This window comes from Verrucosispora sp. WMMA2044 (assembly GCF_027497155.1).
Classification (GTDB): Bacteria; Actinomycetota; Actinomycetes; order Mycobacteriales; family Micromonosporaceae; genus Micromonospora; species Micromonospora palythoicola.
Genome location: NZ_CP114913.1, coordinates 4,878,932 through 4,897,396, shown reverse-complemented (window position 1 = coordinate 4,897,396; position 18,465 = coordinate 4,878,932). Strand labels below are relative to the sequence as shown.

At 66.4% G+C, this 18,465-nt stretch carries 13 protein-coding genes and 5 pseudogenes; 9 read left to right on the top strand and 9 right to left on the bottom strand.

Translation table 11 applies throughout. The features are described 5' to 3' along the window. Positions 1-35 precede the first annotated feature (35 nt). The 4 genes and pseudogenes from O3597_RS22250 to O3597_RS28605 all read right to left on the bottom strand — a co-directional run. Positions 36-278 carry a hypothetical protein gene (locus tag O3597_RS22250; protein ID WP_164446312.1) on the bottom strand — a complete coding sequence of 81 codons (243 nt, stop codon included), beginning with the start codon at positions 276-278 and terminating at the stop codon, positions 36-38. A gap of 94 nt (positions 279-372) precedes the next feature. Beyond that, entirely contained in the window at positions 373-945 is a 573-nt protein-coding gene (locus tag O3597_RS22245; RefSeq protein WP_281602279.1) for a hypothetical protein, read from the bottom strand. 115 nt (positions 946-1,060) lie between these two features. After that, positions 1,061-2,323 carry an ATP-binding protein gene (locus O3597_RS22240; protein WP_281602278.1) on the bottom strand — a complete coding sequence of 421 codons (1,263 nt, stop codon included), beginning with the start codon at positions 2,321-2,323 and terminating at the stop codon, positions 1,061-1,063. Between the two features lie 140 nt (positions 2,324-2,463). Beyond that, a pseudogene (locus O3597_RS28605) lies at positions 2,464-2,794 on the bottom strand (hypothetical protein); the annotation flags it as partial. Between the two features lie 69 nt (positions 2,795-2,863). On the opposite strand from O3597_RS28605, the gene O3597_RS22235 reads away from it, so the two are divergent. Next, positions 2,864-3,730, top strand: a complete 867-nt coding sequence (locus O3597_RS22235) for an IS110 family transposase (protein ID WP_281602277.1) — start codon at positions 2,864-2,866, stop codon at positions 3,728-3,730. Beyond that, a complete protein-coding gene (locus O3597_RS22230) occupies positions 3,727-4,053 on the top strand; it encodes a transposase (RefSeq protein WP_281602276.1) in 327 nt (108 codons plus the stop codon). The genes O3597_RS22235 and O3597_RS22230 overlap by 4 nt, the downstream gene beginning before the upstream one ends. 286 nt (positions 4,054-4,339) lie before the next feature. Here O3597_RS22230 and O3597_RS22225 read toward each other — a convergent pair. Together O3597_RS22225 and O3597_RS22220 are read right to left on the bottom strand one after the other, a co-directional pair. Next, positions 4,340-4,996 (bottom strand): annotated as a pseudogene (locus O3597_RS22225) (IS3 family transposase); the annotation flags it as partial. Positions 4,997-5,227: 231 nt separating this feature from the next. After that, positions 5,228-5,527 (bottom strand): transposase, encoded by a 300-nt coding sequence (locus O3597_RS22220; RefSeq protein WP_281602275.1) that lies wholly within the window; start codon positions 5,525-5,527, stop codon positions 5,228-5,230. A gap of 486 nt (positions 5,528-6,013) precedes the next feature. Here O3597_RS22220 and O3597_RS22215 point away from each other — a divergent pair, with 486 nt between their 5' ends. After that, the gene (locus O3597_RS22215; RefSeq protein WP_269740008.1) at positions 6,014-7,510 is read left to right on the top strand and encodes a non-reducing end alpha-L-arabinofuranosidase family hydrolase; all 1,497 of its coding nucleotides are present in this window, start codon (positions 6,014-6,016) and stop codon (positions 7,508-7,510) included. A 38-nt stretch (positions 7,511-7,548) separates the two neighbouring features. Continuing rightward, positions 7,549-10,371, top strand: a complete 2,823-nt coding sequence (locus O3597_RS28600; protein WP_332317134.1) for a cellulose-binding domain-containing protein — start codon at positions 7,549-7,551, stop codon at positions 10,369-10,371. Positions 10,372-10,649: 278 nt separating this feature from the next. Here the strand turns inward: O3597_RS28600 and O3597_RS22205 are convergent, their stop codons facing one another. Then, the gene (locus O3597_RS22205) at positions 10,650-11,531 is read right to left on the bottom strand and encodes an ISAs1 family transposase (RefSeq protein ID WP_281602274.1); all 882 of its coding nucleotides are present in this window, start codon (positions 11,529-11,531) and stop codon (positions 10,650-10,652) included. Between the two features lie 437 nt (positions 11,532-11,968). On the opposite strand from O3597_RS22205, the gene O3597_RS22200 reads away from it, so the two are divergent. From O3597_RS22200 to O3597_RS22185, 4 genes and pseudogenes are all read left to right on the top strand, one after another. Then, positions 11,969-12,286, top strand: coding sequence for a transposase (locus O3597_RS22200; protein ID WP_281602273.1), 318 nt, complete (start codon positions 11,969-11,971; stop codon positions 12,284-12,286). A gap of 169 nt (positions 12,287-12,455) precedes the next feature. Continuing rightward, a pseudogene (locus tag O3597_RS22195) lies at positions 12,456-13,291 on the top strand (IS5 family transposase). Then, positions 13,288-13,695, top strand: coding sequence for a hypothetical protein (locus tag O3597_RS22190; RefSeq protein WP_281602272.1), 408 nt, complete (start codon positions 13,288-13,290; stop codon positions 13,693-13,695). The pseudogene O3597_RS22195 and the gene O3597_RS22190 overlap by 4 nt, the downstream one beginning before the upstream one ends. Before the next feature lie 626 nt (positions 13,696-14,321). Next, positions 14,322-14,615, top strand: a complete 294-nt coding sequence (locus O3597_RS22185; protein ID WP_281604613.1) for an integrase core domain-containing protein — start codon at positions 14,322-14,324, stop codon at positions 14,613-14,615. Here O3597_RS22185 and O3597_RS22180 read toward each other — a convergent pair. Continuing rightward, positions 14,590-15,862 (bottom strand): annotated as a pseudogene (locus O3597_RS22180) (IS701 family transposase). The gene O3597_RS22185 and the pseudogene O3597_RS22180 sit on opposite strands and share 26 nt — an antisense overlap. A gap of 344 nt (positions 15,863-16,206) precedes the next feature. Then, positions 16,207-18,009, bottom strand: a complete 1,803-nt coding sequence (locus O3597_RS22175) for a nucleoside hydrolase-like domain-containing protein (protein WP_281602271.1) — start codon at positions 18,007-18,009, stop codon at positions 16,207-16,209. 364 nt (positions 18,010-18,373) lie between these two features. Between O3597_RS22175 and O3597_RS28595 the strand changes: the two are divergent. Next, a pseudogene (locus O3597_RS28595) lies at positions 18,374-18,457 on the top strand (IS5/IS1182 family transposase); the annotation flags it as partial. Between the last annotated feature and the right edge of the window lie 8 nt (positions 18,458-18,465).

Here is an 18,465-nt window from a genome sequence, read left to right as displayed (position 1 = left end):
TGGTCAACCCGGCATGTCCTTGTCAATCAGCCAGATCAGGGGCACAGCCGGAACTGCTCCTGCTCGACGAGCCGACCAACGACCTCGGTGATCAGGCCGTGGGCTGGCTTGAGGCGCGCCTGCGGCAGCACCGCGGCACACTGCTCGCGGTCACCCATGACCGGGAGTTCCTCAGCCGGGTCACCGACACGATCCTGGACGTCGGTCAGGGCACGGTGACACGCCACGGCGACGGCTACGACGGGTACCTGACCGCCACGGCCGTCGAACGCCGCCATCGGCTACCGGAGTACGAAGACTGGCACCATCCCGCCACACATCCCGAAGGCCAGCGGCCTTGGCGGAGGGCGACTTCCACTTCGGCGTTGGTCGTTACTCGCGGACCAGTCCTGGTGGCAGCGCGTCTTCGCCGGGTCGGACCTGGCGGGCGTTGGCCACGTGGTTGCGTTCGAGGGCGTGGATCACGGGTGTCGGACCGCCGACGCAGGTCCAGGTGTCGTCCCAGAGCGCGGAGACAAGCCATGACCGGTCGGCGGGAAAGAACAGATCGGGTAGCGTTCCGCGGCCGTGGCGCATGTGCCCACCGGTGCGCCAGGTGAGGGCCTGCTCGGGACCGGCCTCGACCAGCACGTACGGCCAGTCCCAGTAGAGGAACACCCTCGGGGCCTGAGGGAAGACGACGTCGTGGGCGCCGGTGTCGAGGTAGGCCAGCCACCACGGCTGGTCCGGAGTGTGCGTGATGAGGTCCTCGACCAGGGCGTGCTCATAGGTGGCGGCGGTGACCTCGTCGGCCTGGTACGTGGTGGCGTAGGCGTCGAAGACCGGTGGGATGGCGGTGGTGATCGAGACGCCGGCAGTGGTGTGACCGGCGATCCAACTCACGTCGGCGGCGGTGCCGACGCGCCAGCTCCGCCCGTGCTTGCCGACCTGCACACCGCCATTCAAGCCGCTGCAGCGTCGGTTGGCCAGGAGCCAGACCGGTGGCGTCCGGCGACCAGCCGTCATGGGCCGCCGTGCCGTACGCCTGCCCCGGGCTCGATGGAGCGCTGATGCTGTCAGGTCAGTCTGCTGTCGAGGCGGAAACCTGCCATATGGCGCTGACCGGCATGGCACGGAGTCTGTCGCCGAATGGCAGCGTGGCGGTTCCGGTATAGAGGACGATGCCGGCGACGAAGTCATTGCCGAGGCGGTCGGCCAGTCGGCGTAGGCTGCGGAAGTCGTCGGGTCCGACGGTGGTGGCTGCTTTGACTTCGATCCCGACGACCTGACCGGCTCTGTTTTCGAGTACCGCGTCGACTTCGTACCTGCTCTGGTCACGGTAGTGGGACAGGTCGACGAACTGCTCGGACCAGGTGAGCTGCCGGGACAGCTCGGAAAGGACAAATGATTCGAGCAGCGGGCCGAACGGTGCGCCCGGCCGGAGCAGTGCCCGGGCGTCGGTCGCGATCTCGTTGGCGGCGATGCCCGAGTCGACGAAGATCAGTTTCGACGCGGAGGTGGCCCGGGTGCCCAGGTTGCGGGACCAGCCCGGGATCCGTTTGATCAGAAAGATCTCTTCCAGGGCTTGGAGGTAGCGGGCGATCGTCGGCCGGCTCAGCCCGAGGGCGGATTCGAGGGAGTTGGCGGCGATGATGGTCGCGGATCTGGCCGCTAGCAGGCGTACCAGTTTGCGTAGCTCGCCCTTGTGCTGGATGTCGGACAGCTGCCGGACATCACGGTCGATGAGCGCTTGGACGTAGGCGTCGAGGAACCGTCGGCGGCGGCGCGGGTCGGTACGGGTGGTGGCCTCGGGCAGGCCGCCGCGCACGATTCGGGCTGCGTAGTCGGCGCGGGTCACGTCCGACTCGTGTCGCAGGTCGGGGCCGAACGCGAAGACGGCGTCGACGAATCCGTCCGGTGCTGCGTCGAGTTCGCCTTGGGAGAACGGCCAGAGTTCGACGGTCTCCATCCGGCCGGGCAACGCGTCCGGAGCGGCCACCATGCCGAACAGCCGTAATGATCCGGTGAGCAGGTACCGGCCGGGACGGGGGTCCTCGTCGACTGCCGACTTGATGGCCAGCAGCAGTTCCGGAGCACGTTGGATCTCGTCGATGACCAGGAGTTCGGAGGAGTCCACGAACCCGACGGGATCGGCGATGGCCGCCGCCCGGTCCTGGGCCCGATCAAGATCGCGGCGTTCGGCCAGACGATCGCCGGCAACGAGGCGGACCAGGGTGCTCTTGCCTGCTTGGCGCGCTCCGCTGATCAAGACGACGCGAGTGTCCGCCAGAGCGGCATTGATCTGCGCGGCGGTGCGGCGGGGGATCAGGTGCGGCGTGGGCACGGCGTCATCATAACGGACGAACCTTCGATCTGCGGGGACCTCGGCTTTCGATCTGCGGCACCAGGTGCGTTCGTTATGCGGTCATCTGCTGTTCGATCTGCGGGCCCTGTCAGCGGGGCGGCCGTGGAAGAGGTCCACCGCTACGCCGTGTTGCTGCGGGTCGCGGCGAGTTCGGGGAAGCTTCTTCCCAGCGCTGGCGGAGCTGGGGTGGCAGCCAGAGGATGGGCCAGAGCCGCCGGAGGAGGTCGGCGTCGAGCCAGGTGTGCAGATCCTCGACGGTGCTGGCCTCGGTGGCACAACCTTGTACATGTTGGCCAGGCGTGCGGCCCGGTTCAGGTCGTACTCGGCGTGTCCGGACCAGTCAAGGTGACGCGGAAGCGTCACCGTGCCTTCGGTCGGGCCGTGCAGTGCGGCGATGTTCTCGGCCACCACGTAGGGCTTCCGGTCGCCGTAGGGCCGGTAGTGAGAAGGTGCCGGCAAACCCGAACCCACAGACGACGGGCCCGACTGAGAAGACCGATCAAGTGAAGGAGTGCGAGGGTGGCGAAGCTGTGGATCGGCGTGGACATCGGCAAGACCCACCACCACGTCGCCGCTGTCGACGGCGACGGCCGGCTGGTCTACTCCCGCCGGGTCGCCAACGACGAGACCTCACTGCTCACCGTCATGGCCGAGGTCTCGACCCACGGCCGCCCGGTGTGCTGGGCGGTCGACGTCACCACCGGCCTGTCCGCGCTGCTGCTGACCCTGCTGTGGCGGCGCCAGGTTCAGGTCCGCTACGTCTCCGGCACGGTCTCCTTCCACATGGCTGCCGCGTTCGCCGGGGAGAACAAGACCGACGCCCGCGACGCGGTGGTCAGTGCTCAGACCATCCGCCTGCGTCCCGACCTTCCGATCCTGGAACCCTCCGACCGGCTCCTGGCCGAACTCACCGTCCTGACCAGCTACTGCGCCGACCTTGTCGGGCAGCGTGTCGCCACCCTGTTTCGGTTGCAGGAGCTGCTCACCGGGATCAGCCCCGCCCTCGAACGGGCCGTGGACCTGAACCGGAAGGCCCCGATGATGGTCCTCGCCTGCTGGCAGACACCGGCCGCGATCCGGCACGCCGGAGTCGACCGCATCACCGCCCTGCTCCGCCGCAGCCACGTCAAGAACGCCAGCCAGGTCGCCGAGGCCATGGTCGCCGCCGCCCGGCAACAGACCGTCACCCTGCCCGGACAACGGGCCGCCGCCGTGGTCGTCGGGCAGATGGCCACCGAGATCCTGTCCATCGAGCAGCGCATCGCCGCCGTCGACGACCTCATCGCCGAACACCTCGACCAGCATCCCCTCGCGCAGATCATCGGGAGCCTGCCCGGCATGGGCCCCCTGTTGACCGCCGAACTACTCGTTCACACCACCGCATGACCGAGTACGACAGCCCGGCGAAGTTGGCCGCCCACGCAGGTTTGGCGCCTGTTTCCCGCGACTCCGGAACGGTTTCGGGGAATCATCGCCCGCCTCGCCGCTTTCACCGGCGGCTGCGGCACATTCTGTGGATGGCCGCGTTCACCGCCGCCCGCGAATGCCCCACCTCGCGTGCCTACTGCGAGAGAAAGCGCGCCGAAGGAAAGAACCACCGCCAAACCATCCTCGCTCTCGCCCGACGACGCGTCGACGTCCTCTGGGCACTCATCCGCGACCGCAAAACCTTCACCCGACCGGCACCAGCGATCCACGCCGCAGCCTGAACCAGAACACTCCCCGCCGACGCAGCCCATCGCGCCGGCTACTGTACTTGCCGTCACAAGATCAGCGACAGAGCCACGCGTACCTACCTGAGCATCCGAACACGTACGCCGACAGAAGGTGTAGTAACACGATTAGCGGTTCACATTCTGTGTAGTCATGGGTGATGTAGTTTCTTCGTAGTCATGTATCTGCGGTTCACGTCGCGGGCTAACGCCGACGGCAGCGTGGTGCGCTACGCCGCCTTGGCGCATAACTGTCAATCCCCTGGAATCGTGGAGGACTCGGTTATGCGGCCTGGCCCTCCAGGACGCGGATTGTCGATCGCTCGTAGTCGTTCGGTGAGCGTCCGTCGCAGTCGGAGTGTCTGCGGCGACGGTTGTAAAAGTCGGTGATCCAGGTGGCGATCTTTAGTCGGGCCTCGGTGCGGGTGCGGAACTGGTGGCGGTGGACGTACTCGACCTTGATGGTGGAGAAGGTGGCCTCGGCGACGGCGTTGTCGAAGCACGAGCCGACCCGGCCCATCGACTGGCGTACCTTCCACCGGTTGCAGGCTTGGGCGAAGTCGGCCGAGCAGTATTCGCTGCCTCTGTCGCTGTGGAAGATCACTGCGGCGACGTCGCCGCCGCGGGTGACCGCGGCCATGTTCAGCGCGGCGACGACCAGGCCGGCGTCGTGCCGGTCGCCCATGGCGTAGCCGAGGATGCGCCGGGAGTACAGGTCGGTGACGGTGGCGAGGTAGAGCTTGCCCTCGCCGGTGATGATCTCGGTCATGTCGCCGCACCAGGCCACGTCCGGCGCGGTCGCGGTGAACTGACGCTTGACCAGGTCCGGGGCGGCTGGCCGCTTGCCCTGCCGAGTCAGCCCACGCCGGCGTCGTTTCGCTCTGGCGACCAGGCCCAGCTCGGCCATGAGCGCGGCGGCCGTGTTGTCCGACACCCGCCACCCTTTGTTCGCATAACTCGTCGCCGACGCGTGGACTGCCGTAGGTGTCGCCCGAGGCGTCGAAGACGCGCCGGACCGCCTCCGTCAGCCTGGCCCTACGGTCCTGGCGGGGTGTCGGCCGACGGTCCCGCCACTTGTAGCACCATGACTCGGACACCCCGAGTGCCCGACAGGTCACCGCGTGCGGCACGTTGTGCTCGGTCCTCTGGGAAGCGATGAAGGCGGCCACGCTCACCGGCCCGTCGCTTCCTTGACCCACAGGACCACGGATCGCTTGAGGATATCACGCTCCATCGCCAGCTCCGCGTTCTCCCGCCGCAACCGCGCCAACTCGGCCCGCTCGTCCTCGGACAACTGCCCGGCAGCGGCTTCGCCACGAGCGGCACGATCCTGCTGAACCCAGTTGGCCGGGGTGCCGCTGTTGATCCCCAGATCACGAGCTACCTGCGCGATCGACTTCCCGGTCTCCCGCACGATCCGAACCGCGCCCGCGCGGAACTCCGGATCGAACCGGCGTCTCGTCTCAGCCATGAACCTCTATCCCTCAAGTTCTGGCCTCCACGCTACGAGGGGAAGGGCAGTCCAGAGGGCGTGGACACACGACCCCTCACGCCGAGCATCGATCTTCCCTGCTCCGTGCCCAGATTCCGACGATCGTTTAACTACAAGCTGCGGAACCCGAGCGAAAGCCCAGGCCGGAAACGCCCATAGGCGACTACGCAAAGCCCTTGGGCCTCAGAAAGGGCGAAGCGGCCACTGAATACATATGCAGTGCTAACTCTGTTTGCATCTTCGGCACTCGAGTGCGACGATGGTCATCGATATCTGCGGGAGCGGCAGCGGGAGAGCGTTCGGCCGAGGGCAACGGCGGCGGACGCAGACAGTCCCTTGACTTTCAGCTGGGAGGCGATGGTGAGCGGCACGCCGCTTGCCTGCCTGGCGGCCCGGTTCCACCGAGGCGGCACCCATCTGCGCCAGCCTGCCGCCTCTCCATGAGCGGCAGCGGAGAGGATCCCGATGAGGTTCACCCACCGTTCCAGTTCGTCGCCGTCCCACCTGCGCCGTGGAGCCATTGCCACTATTGCGCTCGTCGTCGTGGCCACAGCTGCCGTGGCAGGAGCCGCCCGAGCCGGCACCGCAGCTGGGTGCCGGGTCGCCTACACCGTTACCAGCCAATGGTCGGGCGGCTTCGGCGCCAACATCGCCATCACCAATCTCGGCGACTCCATCTCTGGCTGGACGTTGAGATTCACCTTCACCTCGGGGCAGACCATCACTCATTTGTGGAACGGCAACGTCAGCCAGTCGGGAGGCAACGTGACCATCACGAATGCCCCCTACAACGGCGAGCTGGCGACGGACGCCACCGTTACCCCTGGGTTCAACGGCACCTGGAACGGAAGTAATCCGGCACCCGCATCGTTCACCCTGAACGGCACTCCCTGCACTGGAGCCGTCGTCCCCACCGTGGCGCCACCGACCACCACGCCACCCACGACGACGCCACCCACCAGCACACCCCCGACGACCACGCCGCCGCCCGGTGGCGGCCTGCCGAACAGCTTCCGGTGGAGTTCCAGTGGCGTGTTGATCGGGCCGAAGTCAGACGCCTCGCACAACATTCGTGCGGTAAAGGATCCGTCAGTGGTATACCACAACGGGCGGTGGCACGTCATCGCCACTACGACGAACCAGAGTGGTTCGTACAGCATGGTGTATCTCAACTTCACCGACTGGTCGCAGGCTGCCGCAGCGCAGCACCACTTCCTGGACACGACTGCGATCGGCACCGGATACAAGGCCGCGCCGCACGTGTTCTACTTCGCGCCGCAGCGACTCTGGTACCTGGTCTACCAGGTCGGTGACAACGCCGCGTACTCCACCAACACCGACATCAGCAACCCGCGGGGCTGGACCGCGCCACGACGCTTCTACGCCGGCGGCATGCCTCAGATCATCCGAGACAACATCGGCAACGGCCATTGGGTAGATTTCTGGGTGATCTGTGACAGCGTCAAGTGTCACCTGTTCTCGTCTGACGACAACGGGCACCTGTACCGGTCCGAGACCAGCCTGGCGCAGTTCCCGAACGGAATGAGCAATACGGTCATCGCCATGCGGGACGCGGCCCGGTACCCGCTCTGGGAAGCCGCCAACGTATACAGAGTTTCCGGTGGCAACCAGTACCTGCTGATTGTTGAAGCGATCGGCGCTGCCGGCGTGCGTTACTTCCGGTCTTGGACCGCACCGGCGATCACCGGTCCATGGTCCGCGTTGGCCGATACGCAGGCCAATCCGTTCGCCGGTGTCAGCAATACCACCTTCGCCGGTACCGCCTGGACGAAGGACATCAGCCACGGAGAGATGGTCCGCGCCGGCGTTGACCAGACGATGCTCATCAGCCCCTGCAACATCCGGTACCTGTACCAGGGCAAGGATCCCGCTGCGACCGATTCGTACAACCTGCTGCCTTGGCGGCTCGGTCTGCTCACCCAGACGAACTCCACCTGCTAGCCGCTCTGTCTCTCAGCCTGATGCACCGGAGGATCTCCATGCACTTCGCACGATCGCGCCTCTGGCTGGCCACGGCGACAGTCGCCGCCGTCGGCACCACCGGCGTCGTGACGACAGCGGCCGCCCACGCCGCCGGCTGCAAAGTCACCTACACGGTCACCAACCAGTGGCAGGGTGGCTTCGGCGCCAACGTGACCATCGACAACCTGGGTGACCCCGTGAGTGGCTGGCGGCTGGCCTGGTCCTTCGCCGCCGGGCAGAGCATCACCCAGCTCTGGAGCGGTACGTACACGCAGTCCGCCGCGCAGGTCACCGTGACAAACGCCAGCTGGAACGGCAACATTCCCACCGGAGGTAACGTCAGCTTCGGCTTCAACGGCTCATGGACGTCGAGCAACCCGGTTCCGGCGAGCTTCACACTCAACGGCACACACTGTACCGGTTCCATCCCGTCAAACCCGCCCCCGTCGACCCCAACCACGGCCCCGACCACATCCCCGCCACCGACATCCCCGCCACCGACGTCCCCGCCACCGACCGGAACGACGACCGCGTGGCAGGGTGGCCGGTTCGTGGTGGACACTCCCAACGTCGTACGCCGGTCAAATATCGTGTTCAACCGGCCCGGCAGCGCCAGTAGCCAGTTCGCGCCACTGGGTAACGGCACGCTGGGGGTTGCCGCGTGGTCAGCCAACGGGTTCACCGCCCAACTGAATCGCGCCGATACGTTTCCCGACCGCAAGTCACCGGGGCGGGTGGTGATCCCCGGGCTGAGCAGACTGACCAACGCCAGCGACTTCCGGGGTCACCTCGACCTCTACGACGGGACGCTGCGCCAGTCAGGCGGCGGCATGTCGTTGACCGCTTATGTGCGAGCGGACACCGCGCAGCTTGTCGTCGACGTCACCGGCGCGGACCCGAACACCTCGCAGACCGCACGGGTGGAACTGTGGAGCGGCCGTACACCCACCGCGACCGCCTCCGGGTCGGTGGCCACTCTCTCGCAAACCTGGACCGACAACACCGCGACCGGTGCCTCCGGTCAGCGCTTCGGTGCGATGGCGGGTATCAGCGCCGGTGGCCGCAACGTGACCGCGTCCACACCCAACTCGACGACCGCCCAGGTCAACTTCCGGCCCAACAGCGACGGCTCGTTCCGGGTCATCGCGGTCTCCCCGACCTGGACAGGCGGCGACCCGATCGCCACCGCTCGTACGCTGCTCGGCAGTGATCTGACCCGTAGCGCCAGCGACCTCGCCGCCGGCCACCTGTCCTGGTGGCACAACTACTGGGCCACGGTCGGCCTCATCAGGATCTCCTCCGGTGACGGGTCCGGCGAGTACTTCGAGAACATGCGGACCCTGTATTTGTACAACATCGCCGCGACAAACCGCGGCGCCCTGCCCGGCAGCCAGGCCGGCGTGGCCAACCTGTTCGTGTTCGATCAGGATTCACAGCCCTGGTATCCGGCCGGATACTGGTTTTGGAACACCCGCATGATGGTCCAGGCGAACCTCTCCGCCGGAGCGTTCGCGCAGAACACCCCGGTGTTCAACCTCTACCGCACCAACGTATCCAACATCGCCGCGTGGACCGGGGCTCACTTCCCGGGCCGCGAGGGCCTCTGCGTGCCGGAGACCATGCGCTTCAACGGCAACGGCTACTACGGCGGCAGCAACGCGGCCAGCAACGCCTCGTGTGACTCGCGGATCGCGCCGAACTACAACGCCCGCAACGTGACGACCGGAGCCGAGATCGGCCTGTGGATCTGGCAGACCTACCTCACCACCGATGACCGTTCGTTCCTGTCAGCCCACTACCCGATCATGGCTGGTGCCGCGAGATTCCTGCTCTCGCACGCCACGACAGGCTCCGACGGATTGCTGCACACCTTCTCCAATGCCCACGAGAACCAGTGGGACGTCAACGACCCGATCAACGACGTCGCCGCTATGCAGGCCCTCTTCCCGGTCGTCGTCTCGGCCGCGCAGACGCTGGGTGTGGACGCCGACCTGGTCAGTCGGCTCAACTCGGCCATCCCGAAGATCCGTCCGTTGCCGCGTACCGACATCGCCACCAAGTCGCAGGTGCTGACCCCGGCCTCAGACGCGGCCGGGAGGAACATGCTCGCGATGTCGGCCGAACCTACCGCGACCAAGCACAACCAGGAAAACGTCGAACTCGAACCGGTCTGGCCGTACAACCTGATCGGCGACGCCGGCCACCTGTCCGACCTGGCCAAACGGACCTTCAGCAATCGGAGCTACGTCACCGGCAGCACGTGGAGCTACGACGCACTCCACGCCGCGCGCCTGGGGCTTGGCAACGACATGCGCAGCGCAATGCTCGCCAACATCGGTAAATACCAGGTCTTCCCCAACGGGTTCGCCAGTTGGAACGCCCAGCCCACCACGCCCTACCTTGAAGAGCAGGGTGTCATCGCCGCAGCGATCAGTGAGGGCCTCGTGCAGCACTACGACGGCACGTTGCGCGTTGCACCCGGCTGGCCGAACGGATGGAACGTCGACGGCACCGTCTACATCCAGCACCGGGGGAAGGCCCACGTACAGATCCGAAACGGAACATTGACGACTGTCGCTCTGGAAAGCGGTGCCACCGGAACCATCACCGTCCGGAACCCATGGCCGGGGCAGAATGTCACCGTCGTCGACAGTACTGGCACCATCGTGACCAGCACGCAGACGAACGGGACATTTGATTTCCTCGTTCAGGCCGGTAGGACGTACCTCGTCCAACTTACCTCGGCCCCGACCACGGCTCTTCCGCACGCCCCCGTCAGTGGCAGCGCCGCCACCGCACCCAAAAACTTGAACGGTCGGTCCATCGGACTTCCTAGATAACACCACGCACCGGGCCGGGTGTTCGCTGCAGGGTGCAACCGGTTAACCCATATGCGAAGGATCCACCGTCCTGCTGTCACTCGATTCTGCCTTTCCCGTCGTCACTCCGTTTCGGAGTCCTGCAGATCATCTTTGGTGGCGTGACACGTGGGTGGTCGGGGGTGGTGGTCTGGGCGGTAGATGGACGGAAGCATCAGCGCTTCCTACAAACAGCTTTTTAGGGGAGTTTCCGCTGATGCTTCCGTCTGTGTCCCGGACCCAGGGCCCCGGCAAAGTCGTTAGGTGATGCCGAGCAGAGCCAGCGGTCGATGGCTATCGCGGGCGTGGTGGCGGTTGGCGGCGGCGATGTTGGTGATGCCGGTCAGGCGTAGTGCGCTGATGGCGGCGTTGCGGAGGGCGGCCATGACCTGTGGTCCAGTGCCGGTGCGGATCTGGGATCGGTCTTCGTCGTAGGTGACGTCGCGGACCCAGTGGACCTTGTTCTCGATTGACCAGTGGCCGCGGGCCGAGCCGGCCAGATGTGCGGGCTTGGCTTGGTGCGCACGCAGGTCAGTGATCGCGTAGATGGTTTCAGTGGTGAAGCGTTTCGGCTGGTCCAGGCGGCGTCGGCGGCGTCGGATCTGCAGCGCCTGCGCGGCGTGGGGGAAGTCGATGCCGGTGGAGATGGACAGGATCTTCAGGCTGCGGATCTCCCGCCGGCCGTGCCCGCGGTCGCTTGCGCGGTCGGCGTTGGGGACGGCTCGCCAGGGCAGGGCTGCGAGTTGGGCGTGCAGGTGGGGCTGATTGCCTTTGACGGTGAGGATCCAGTTGGCGCCGCGTTGGGCGAGGTAGGCGACGTGCTCGCGTTGGCAGTGCAGGGCGTCGGCGGTGACCACGACACCGGTGAGGTCGTCGATCTGGTCGAGCAACGGCTGGAAGCAGGTGATTTCATTGGTCTTGCCGTTGACGTCGGTGCTGGCCAGGATGGCGCCGGTGGCCTGGTCGCAGGCGGCCAGGACGTGTCGGGCAGTGCTGTGGGCGGCGCGGGACCCGCGAATGCTCTTGCCGTCGACGGCGATCGCCCGCCTCGTACCCGTCGCGGGGCTGCGGGTGCTCAGCCACGCGGCGATCACCGCGGTCAGTTGGTCCGGATCCAGGGCCTGTAGCAACCGGCGGAGCATCGCCTCCGACGGACGCCGTCCTGGGTCGATACCCAACATCTGTGCGGGGGCCAGCAAGTCAGGCAGGGCGGATGCTGGAATGCCAGGAGGGATGTCGCCGGTGAACACCGACGATCCGGAGTTGGCCCTGTTACGGGCTGAGGATCGGGTACTGGAGATCCAGGCCAAGCTGCACCGTTGGGCTCGTGATGATCATCGTCGCCAGTTCGGCGACCTGTTCTTGTCACCGATCCCGCATTCCTGTTGGTGGCGTGGAACCGGGTGCGGAGCAACAAGGGTGCCAAGACCGCCGGGGTAGACGGCCGGACAGCGTTGTCGGTCGTGCTGCGTGTCGGCGTCGAGGAGTTCCTCGACGGGCTGCGGGCCTCGCTGAAGGACCGCAGTTTGTCCCGCACCGGGTTTGATGGAGACATCGAAACCTGGGAGGAACACCAGCGATGCCGGCACCGAAGAAGTACAACGATGAGCTGCGTGAGCGTGCGACCCGGTTGGCGGTCGAGGCCCGCCGGGATCCGGCGTCCGCGGTCGGGGCGATCCGCCGGATCGCCGGGCAGCTCGGCATTCATCCAGAGGCGTTGCGCACGTGGGTGAAGAAGGCCGAGACCGACGCCGGTGACCGTCCGGGCACCACCAGCAGCGACGCGGAACGCCTCGCCGCGTTGGAACGGGAGAATCGTGAGCTGCGGCGGGCCAACCAGATCCTGAAGTCCGCGGCGAGTTTCTTCGCGGCGGAGCTGGACCGTCCGTCGCGATGAAGGTCGACTTCGTCGACTCTCAGAGGCCGGTCCGCAGTAACTTGAGCTGATCTATGCGTTGCGTCCGGTTGGTGACCTTCCGGCAGGTTAGCTGCTGATAGTGGCCGGTCGATGCGTTGAATGTGAGTTCTGGTCGTGACCGTCCGACGGCTGTGGCGTTAGCCCGGTCATGGGTGATCGAAAACCGTATCCCAGTGACGTCAGCGACGAGCAGTGGGAGCTGATTGGACCGTTTCTGCAGGCGTGGAAGGCCAAGCGGGTCGCGGTGTCGGTGTCTGGTCGTGAGGGTGACTACGACCTGCGGGAGATCGTGAACGCGATCTTCTACCAGAATCGGACGGGCTGTCAGTGGACGTACCTGCCGCACGACCTGCCGCCGAAGTCGGCCACCTACTACTACTTCGCCCTGTGGCGCGACGACGGCACCGACCAGGTGATCCACGATCTGCTGCGCTGCCAGGCCAGGGAAAAAGTCGGCCGTCGGGAGGATCCGAGCGCGGTCGTGTTGGACACCCAGTCGATCCGCGCGGCGAACCACGTCCCGGCCGCGACGACCGGCAAAGACGCGGCGAAGAAGGTGTCGGGGCGTAAGCGGGGCCTGGCCGTGGACGCCCTGGGACTGATCATCGCGGTGGTGGTGACCGCGGCGTCGGTCACTGACAACGCCATCGGTATCCGGCTGCTCGACAAGGTCGTCGAACACACTCCGACGGTGAGCCGCGCCTGGGTCGACGCCGGGTTCAAACAGGACCTCGCCCTGCACGGCGCCATCCTGGGCATCGACGTCGAGGTCGTCAAACGCTCCGACACCCGTCCCGGGTTCGTACCGATCCGTAAGCGGTGGATCGTCGAGCAGGTCAACGGCACCCTGATGCTGCACCGCCGCCTCACACGCGAGTACGAAAGCCGACCCGAATCGGCGGTGTCCCGAACCCTGTGGGCCTCGACGGCGAACATCGTGCGGCGGCTGACCGGAACAGCACACCCTCCTGGCGGCACCGGTGAACCTCCCCACCGTTCTCGACCTGATCACCGAACGGGAGACCACCACACGCCGGCACACCGACCGGCTCCGCGAGCAGATCACCGCGCTGACCGGCGAACTCGCCCGCCTCGACAACGAACTGGCCGACCTGGCCACCACCCGCACCACCCTGCAAACCCTCGCCGCCGCCGAGTTCACCGCCGACGACCCCACCATCGCCAGCGCCCCCTACCAGCAGATCCTGCACATCCTCAGCACCGCACCCACCGGTATGCGCGCCAAAGGCATCTGCCTCGCACTCGGCGTCGAACCCCTACCGAAGAACGTCGAAGGCACCCGCGCAAAGCTGAAACGCATGGTCAACCACCACGTCCTCACCGAAGACCAACCCGGCGTGTTCACCCTCAACCCGAAACGGACGTAGTACTGCGAACCGGCCTCTCAGAAGGTCGAACACGGTGTCCAGCCGGTCCTGCAGGCGCTCGAAGACACGCCGGCACAGATCGCACCGTCGACCTACTACGCCGCCAAGACCCGACCGGCCAGCGCCCGCTCCCGGCGGGATGAGGAGCTGACCGCGATGATCGAGCGGATCCACGCGGAGAACTACGGCGTCTACGGCGCTCGCAAGCTCTGGCACGAGCTGCGCCGACGCGGTGTGCGAGTGGCCCGGTGCACCATCGAGCGGCTGATGCGCGAGTCCGGGCTGCGCGGGCTGCTGCGTGACAAGTCGCCGCGCACGACCCGGCCCGCAGCCGAGACCGGACGCCCGGGTGACCTGGTCAAACGGGACTTCACCGCAGAACATCCGAACCAGCTGTGGGTCGCCGACCTGACCTACGTGCGCACCAGCGTGGGCTGGGTGTACGCCGCGTTCGTCCTCGACGTGCACTCCCGCATGATCGTCGGCTGGCAGGTCGCCACCAGCCTCTACACGGATCTGGCCCTCGACGCGCTGAAAATGGCGATCTGGCGTCGCGAGAATCAGGGCGCTGACCTGCGCAAACTGGTCCATCACTCGGACAGGGGAGTCCAGGGCAGTATCGAGCGATTCGCTACAGCCAACGGCTCGCCGAGGCCGGCGCTGTCGCCTCGGTCGGGTCCAAGGGCGACTCGTACGACAACGCGATGGCCGAGGCGTTCAACTCCCTCTACAAGGCCGAACTCGTCCGCAACCGAGGTCCGTGGCGCGGGCTCGATGACCTGGAGATGGCCACCGTCGAGTACATCGACTGGTACAACAACCGGCGCCTGCACGGCGAACTCGGACACGTCCCGCCCGCCGAACACGAGGCACTACACGCGATGACCCAGCCGGTCACCGCACCCCTGAAAACCAGCTAACCAACTCTCCACCAAACCCGGGGCTTGACAGGGTGTGCTCTGGTGGGAGCGATGTGGCGAGGACGAAGGCGTTGAGGAGTCGGCGGATCTCGGCGATGGTCAGCGCGATGATCTCCGCGTCGGTGTCGGGTTGCTGTGCGGTGGCGGCGAGGATGGTCAGGACGGCGAGGGCGAGCATGGCCAGGGTGATGAATCGGTGCCAGCCGGTCCAGCTGCGGACCTGGTAGTGGTCCAGGCCGACCTGGCCTTTGCCGGTCTGGAACGGCTCCTCGATGCTCCAACGGGAGCCGGCCACTCGCACGAGGGTGTTCAGCGGGACGGGGCGGGGTGACCAGCAGAGGTAGAAGGCCAGTTCGCCGGTGGTGCGGTTGCGGCGGATGAGTAGCCACCGGTGTTCACCAGGTTGGGTGGCCGTGGTGATCCAGGCCCACAGGTAGTCGCGGGGACCTTTCGCGCCCGGCCCACAGCTGCGGGGCTGCCATTCGCGGGTGGGTATCCGCTCGGCGAGGTCGTCGACGCGGATGAGGGTGCGGCCGTCGTTGACCGCCACGCGTCGGTCGCAGCCGACGGCCAGGACATAGCCGATCCCACAGTGTTCGAGGTCAGCGCGCAGGCCAGGGTCGGCGCCGTAGACCTCGTCGCCGGTCACCCACGCGAACGGGATTTCGGCGTTGACCGCGGCGGCGATCATCTGCCGGGCCAGAGCCGCCTTCGTGGCGAACCCGACCTCGTCGGGGACGCCGGCGGCGGTGAGACGCTCGGACCGCTCGCACCAGGTCGTCTCGGGTAGGTAGAGCCGGCGGTCGATCATCGCCCGCCCCGCAGGTGAAACGTAGGCGAGGAACACCCCGCCTGGCTGTTCTCGACGCGGCCGGCGGTGCCGGTGTACTGCCGTTGCACCCCGACCGAGCACACGCCCTTCTTCAGGAAACCGGTCTCGTCGCAGGCCAGCACCGCGTCAGGGTGGCCGAGCTGCGCGATCAGCCAGGCCCGAACGTCATCGCGGACGGCGTCGGCGTCCCACACCCCGTGCGCAGCAGCCGCTGCATCGCCTGCGGATCAGCGTGGCCCGTCCGTTCGGCGATGGACCAGCAGGTCTTTCGTTCCACGCCCGACAGCAGCCCTTCCACGAACTGCCCGGCGGTCCGGCGTGGCTCCGCCCGCACGAACCGGTCAGCGACACGCATCACCGCCTCGTCGAGGATGACCCGCCACCCGGCGGGGTTTAAGCTGTGGCCCACGGCCATCGCGTGATCTTCGGTTGTCCTCACAAACCATCGATGATCAACGCGATGGCCGTCTTCATGCCCGCGCCACGCCCAACGCCGAAGTCAAGTGACGTTGGAGTACTACCCCAACCAACGCCGTCAAGAAGACCACATCGGACGAACCCGAACCATTCAAGATCTGCAACCAACTCTCCACCAAACCCAGGGCCTGACATCACGAATTTGCCGGGGCCCTGCAGGACGTCCTGCGACGAAGCCACAACCCACAAAGGTCAGTTAAGGCTGCCTTCCTTGGCTACCAGCGGATCGCTGGTACGGCTCTGCCGCAGGACGCGTCCAAGGAGATGCGAGTAGGTCCGTGGCTATCGCACGTCGATGACCACGCGGCGGTAGGAGTACAGGTTGGGTGAGCCGTTGTCGCGTAGCTGCAGGATGATGTGGATGTCGCGACCGCCCGCGTTGGACGGAACCTGCACGGTCGCGTTCGCGTTGGAGCTGTTGTTGATCGTCACGGCTCCGTTGTGCGAGCTGGGTTCGTCGTAGTACGACCAGGAGTAGGTCAGCGCGTTGCCGTCAGGGTCGCTGGATCCGGCCCCACTGAGGCTGACGCTGGAACCGGGAGCGGCGGAGATCCGCAGGACTCGCTTGGTGTTGTCACCGTTGACCACGGCGGTCGGGTGGTGGTTCGCGCCGGAGTAGGTGCCGGTGATGGTCCAGTCCATCCGGGCGGCGAAGTCGTTGTGGATGGCGGTGCCCCAGCGGCTGATCGAGCTGCCACCGTCCGAGGCGTCGCTGTACATGTAGTACGGGTCGTACGACGGTTCGTTGCTGAGCCTGCCGGCGCACGACATGCCGCGGACACCGGTCTTCTCGGCCGGACCGAAACGTCCGCCCCAGCCGCCCCAGTCCACGCGGTCGGGGTCGGTGAGGCCGTTGGTCAGCTGGTGCATGAACGCGGGGCTGTCGCCCTCGGTCGCGTACTTCCTGTCCGGGTACTGTGCCCCGAGCGGCCCGTGGTTCTGAACGTTGGTGTCCAGCCAACTGTCGGAGGGCTGCCAGCTGTAGACCAGGTTCTTGGCGCGGATGTAGGTCAGGCTGGGGAAGTTCTTGGTGATCCATGCTCCGGCGTCGTCCTGCCCCAGGATGTCGTACACCCGCAGCTTGCTGACGAACTGGTCCACCTGGGCCTGGCTTCGCGTGTTCTTCACCTTCCACAGCGCCTGGGCCAGCGTGTTCCCACCGCCCCAGAAATTGACCCACACGGGGCGGGGGTCGTGCCGGTCCACTGCGGCGATGATCAGTTCTGAGCCGGGGCTGTCCTTACCGGCACCGACGCTGCCCATGCCGTAGCCGGTCTGGCCGAGCTTCGAGATGGACTGCAGGTAGGCGAGGCTCGGGAAGCCAGCGGCGTGCTTCTGGAGATTGGGAAGTACCTGACCGTACGCGTTCAGCCTGGGATTGAGCAGGTTGGCCATGTTGGACGAGCTCTGGGTGGTGCGCCAGCAGCCCGTCGTCCCGATCAGGCCCTCGAGATCCACCTCGTTGACGGTCACCAGCATCCGGACCAGGGACTGCAGGTCGTCGGGGTCGGCACCGAGATCCGTCATGTTGATCACACGAGGTTTGACCGACTCCCCGGGGGGCGGTGGGGTCGTCGGTGGCGGGGTCGTCGGTGGCGGCGTGGTCGGTGGCGGCGGCGTGGTCGGTGGCGGCGTGGTGGGTGGGAGGCTGCCGGTGCAGGTGGTGCCGTTGAGGGTGAACGAGGTGGGGACCGGGTTGCTGCCGTTCCACGTGCCGTTGAAGCCGGGGGTGACGGTGGCGTTGGTGGCGAGGTTGCCGTTGTAGGAGGCATTCGTGACCGTCACGTTGCCGCCTGACTGGCTGACGGTGCCGTTCCACAGCTGGGTGATGGTCTGCCCGGCGGCGAAGGAGAACTTGAGTGTCCAGCCGGAGATCGGGTCACCGAGGTTGGTGACGGCGATGTTGGCGCCGAAGCCACCCGACCACTGACTGGTGATGGTGTAGTCGACGCGGCACCCGGCCGCGGCGCTGGCCTGGGTGGCACCCGCGACGACCCCGGTGGACGCGACGACGAGAGCAGTGGCCGCGATGGCTCCGCGACGTAGACGTGACGGTGGGACGGTACGGCGGTGGACAAGCCTCATCGGGCTTCCTCTCTGCTGCCGTCACGGTGCGATAGACGGCAGCATCGGGCAACTGGAGGCGACTCGGAGAATCCAATTCTGCAGAAGGCCAAAAGACCTACGCTGCCGCCGGCCACCAGCTGCAGGTAATCAGGAATGTCTGGGTTCGATTCGTCGCCGTTGCCCTCGGCTCCGATGATCAGCGCGGCCGACTCCCGTAGGCCGTATAGACAACCATCGTGCCAGTGTCTTGCGATTGAATCAATGCTGATTATTGATTCAATCGCTCAGTCCCGGGTTCCACAGGTGATCGGGTTTCTGCGACACCTCTGCCGGTCCTGTCGCTGGTGAGAGCGTTGTGGTCTAGCGGAGACTCCGAAAGTTCGGCCGCAAACGCGGCATCATCACCGACACCCTCGGCCTCCTTCTCGCTGTCATCGTCACCGCCGCCAGCGCCATCGACAACACCGAGCCGTT

Coding starts and splice junctions, on each gene's coding strand:
- O3597_RS22250 (WP_164446312.1), bottom strand. CDS start 278: ATGGCGGCGTTCGACGGCCGTGGCGGTCAGGTACCCGTCGTAGCCGTC.
- O3597_RS22230 (WP_281602276.1), top strand. CDS start 3,727: ATGACCGAGTACGACAGCCCGGCGAAGTTGGCCGCCCACGCAGGTTTG.
- O3597_RS22220 (WP_281602275.1), bottom strand. CDS start 5,527: ATGGCTGAGACGAGACGCCGGTTCGATCCGGAGTTCCGCGCGGGCGCG.
- O3597_RS22215 (WP_269740008.1), top strand. CDS start 6,014: ATGAGGTTCACCCACCGTTCCAGTTCGTCGCCGTCCCACCTGCGCCGT.
- O3597_RS28600 (WP_332317134.1), top strand. CDS start 7,549: ATGCACTTCGCACGATCGCGCCTCTGGCTGGCCACGGCGACAGTCGCC.
- O3597_RS22205 (WP_281602274.1), bottom strand. CDS start 11,531: ATGCTCCGCCGGTTGCTACAGGCCCTGGATCCGGACCAACTGACCGCG.
- O3597_RS22200 (WP_281602273.1), top strand. CDS start 11,969: ATGCCGGCACCGAAGAAGTACAACGATGAGCTGCGTGAGCGTGCGACC.
- O3597_RS22175 (WP_281602271.1), bottom strand. CDS start 18,009: ATGAGGCTTGTCCACCGCCGTACCGTCCCACCGTCACGTCTACGTCGC.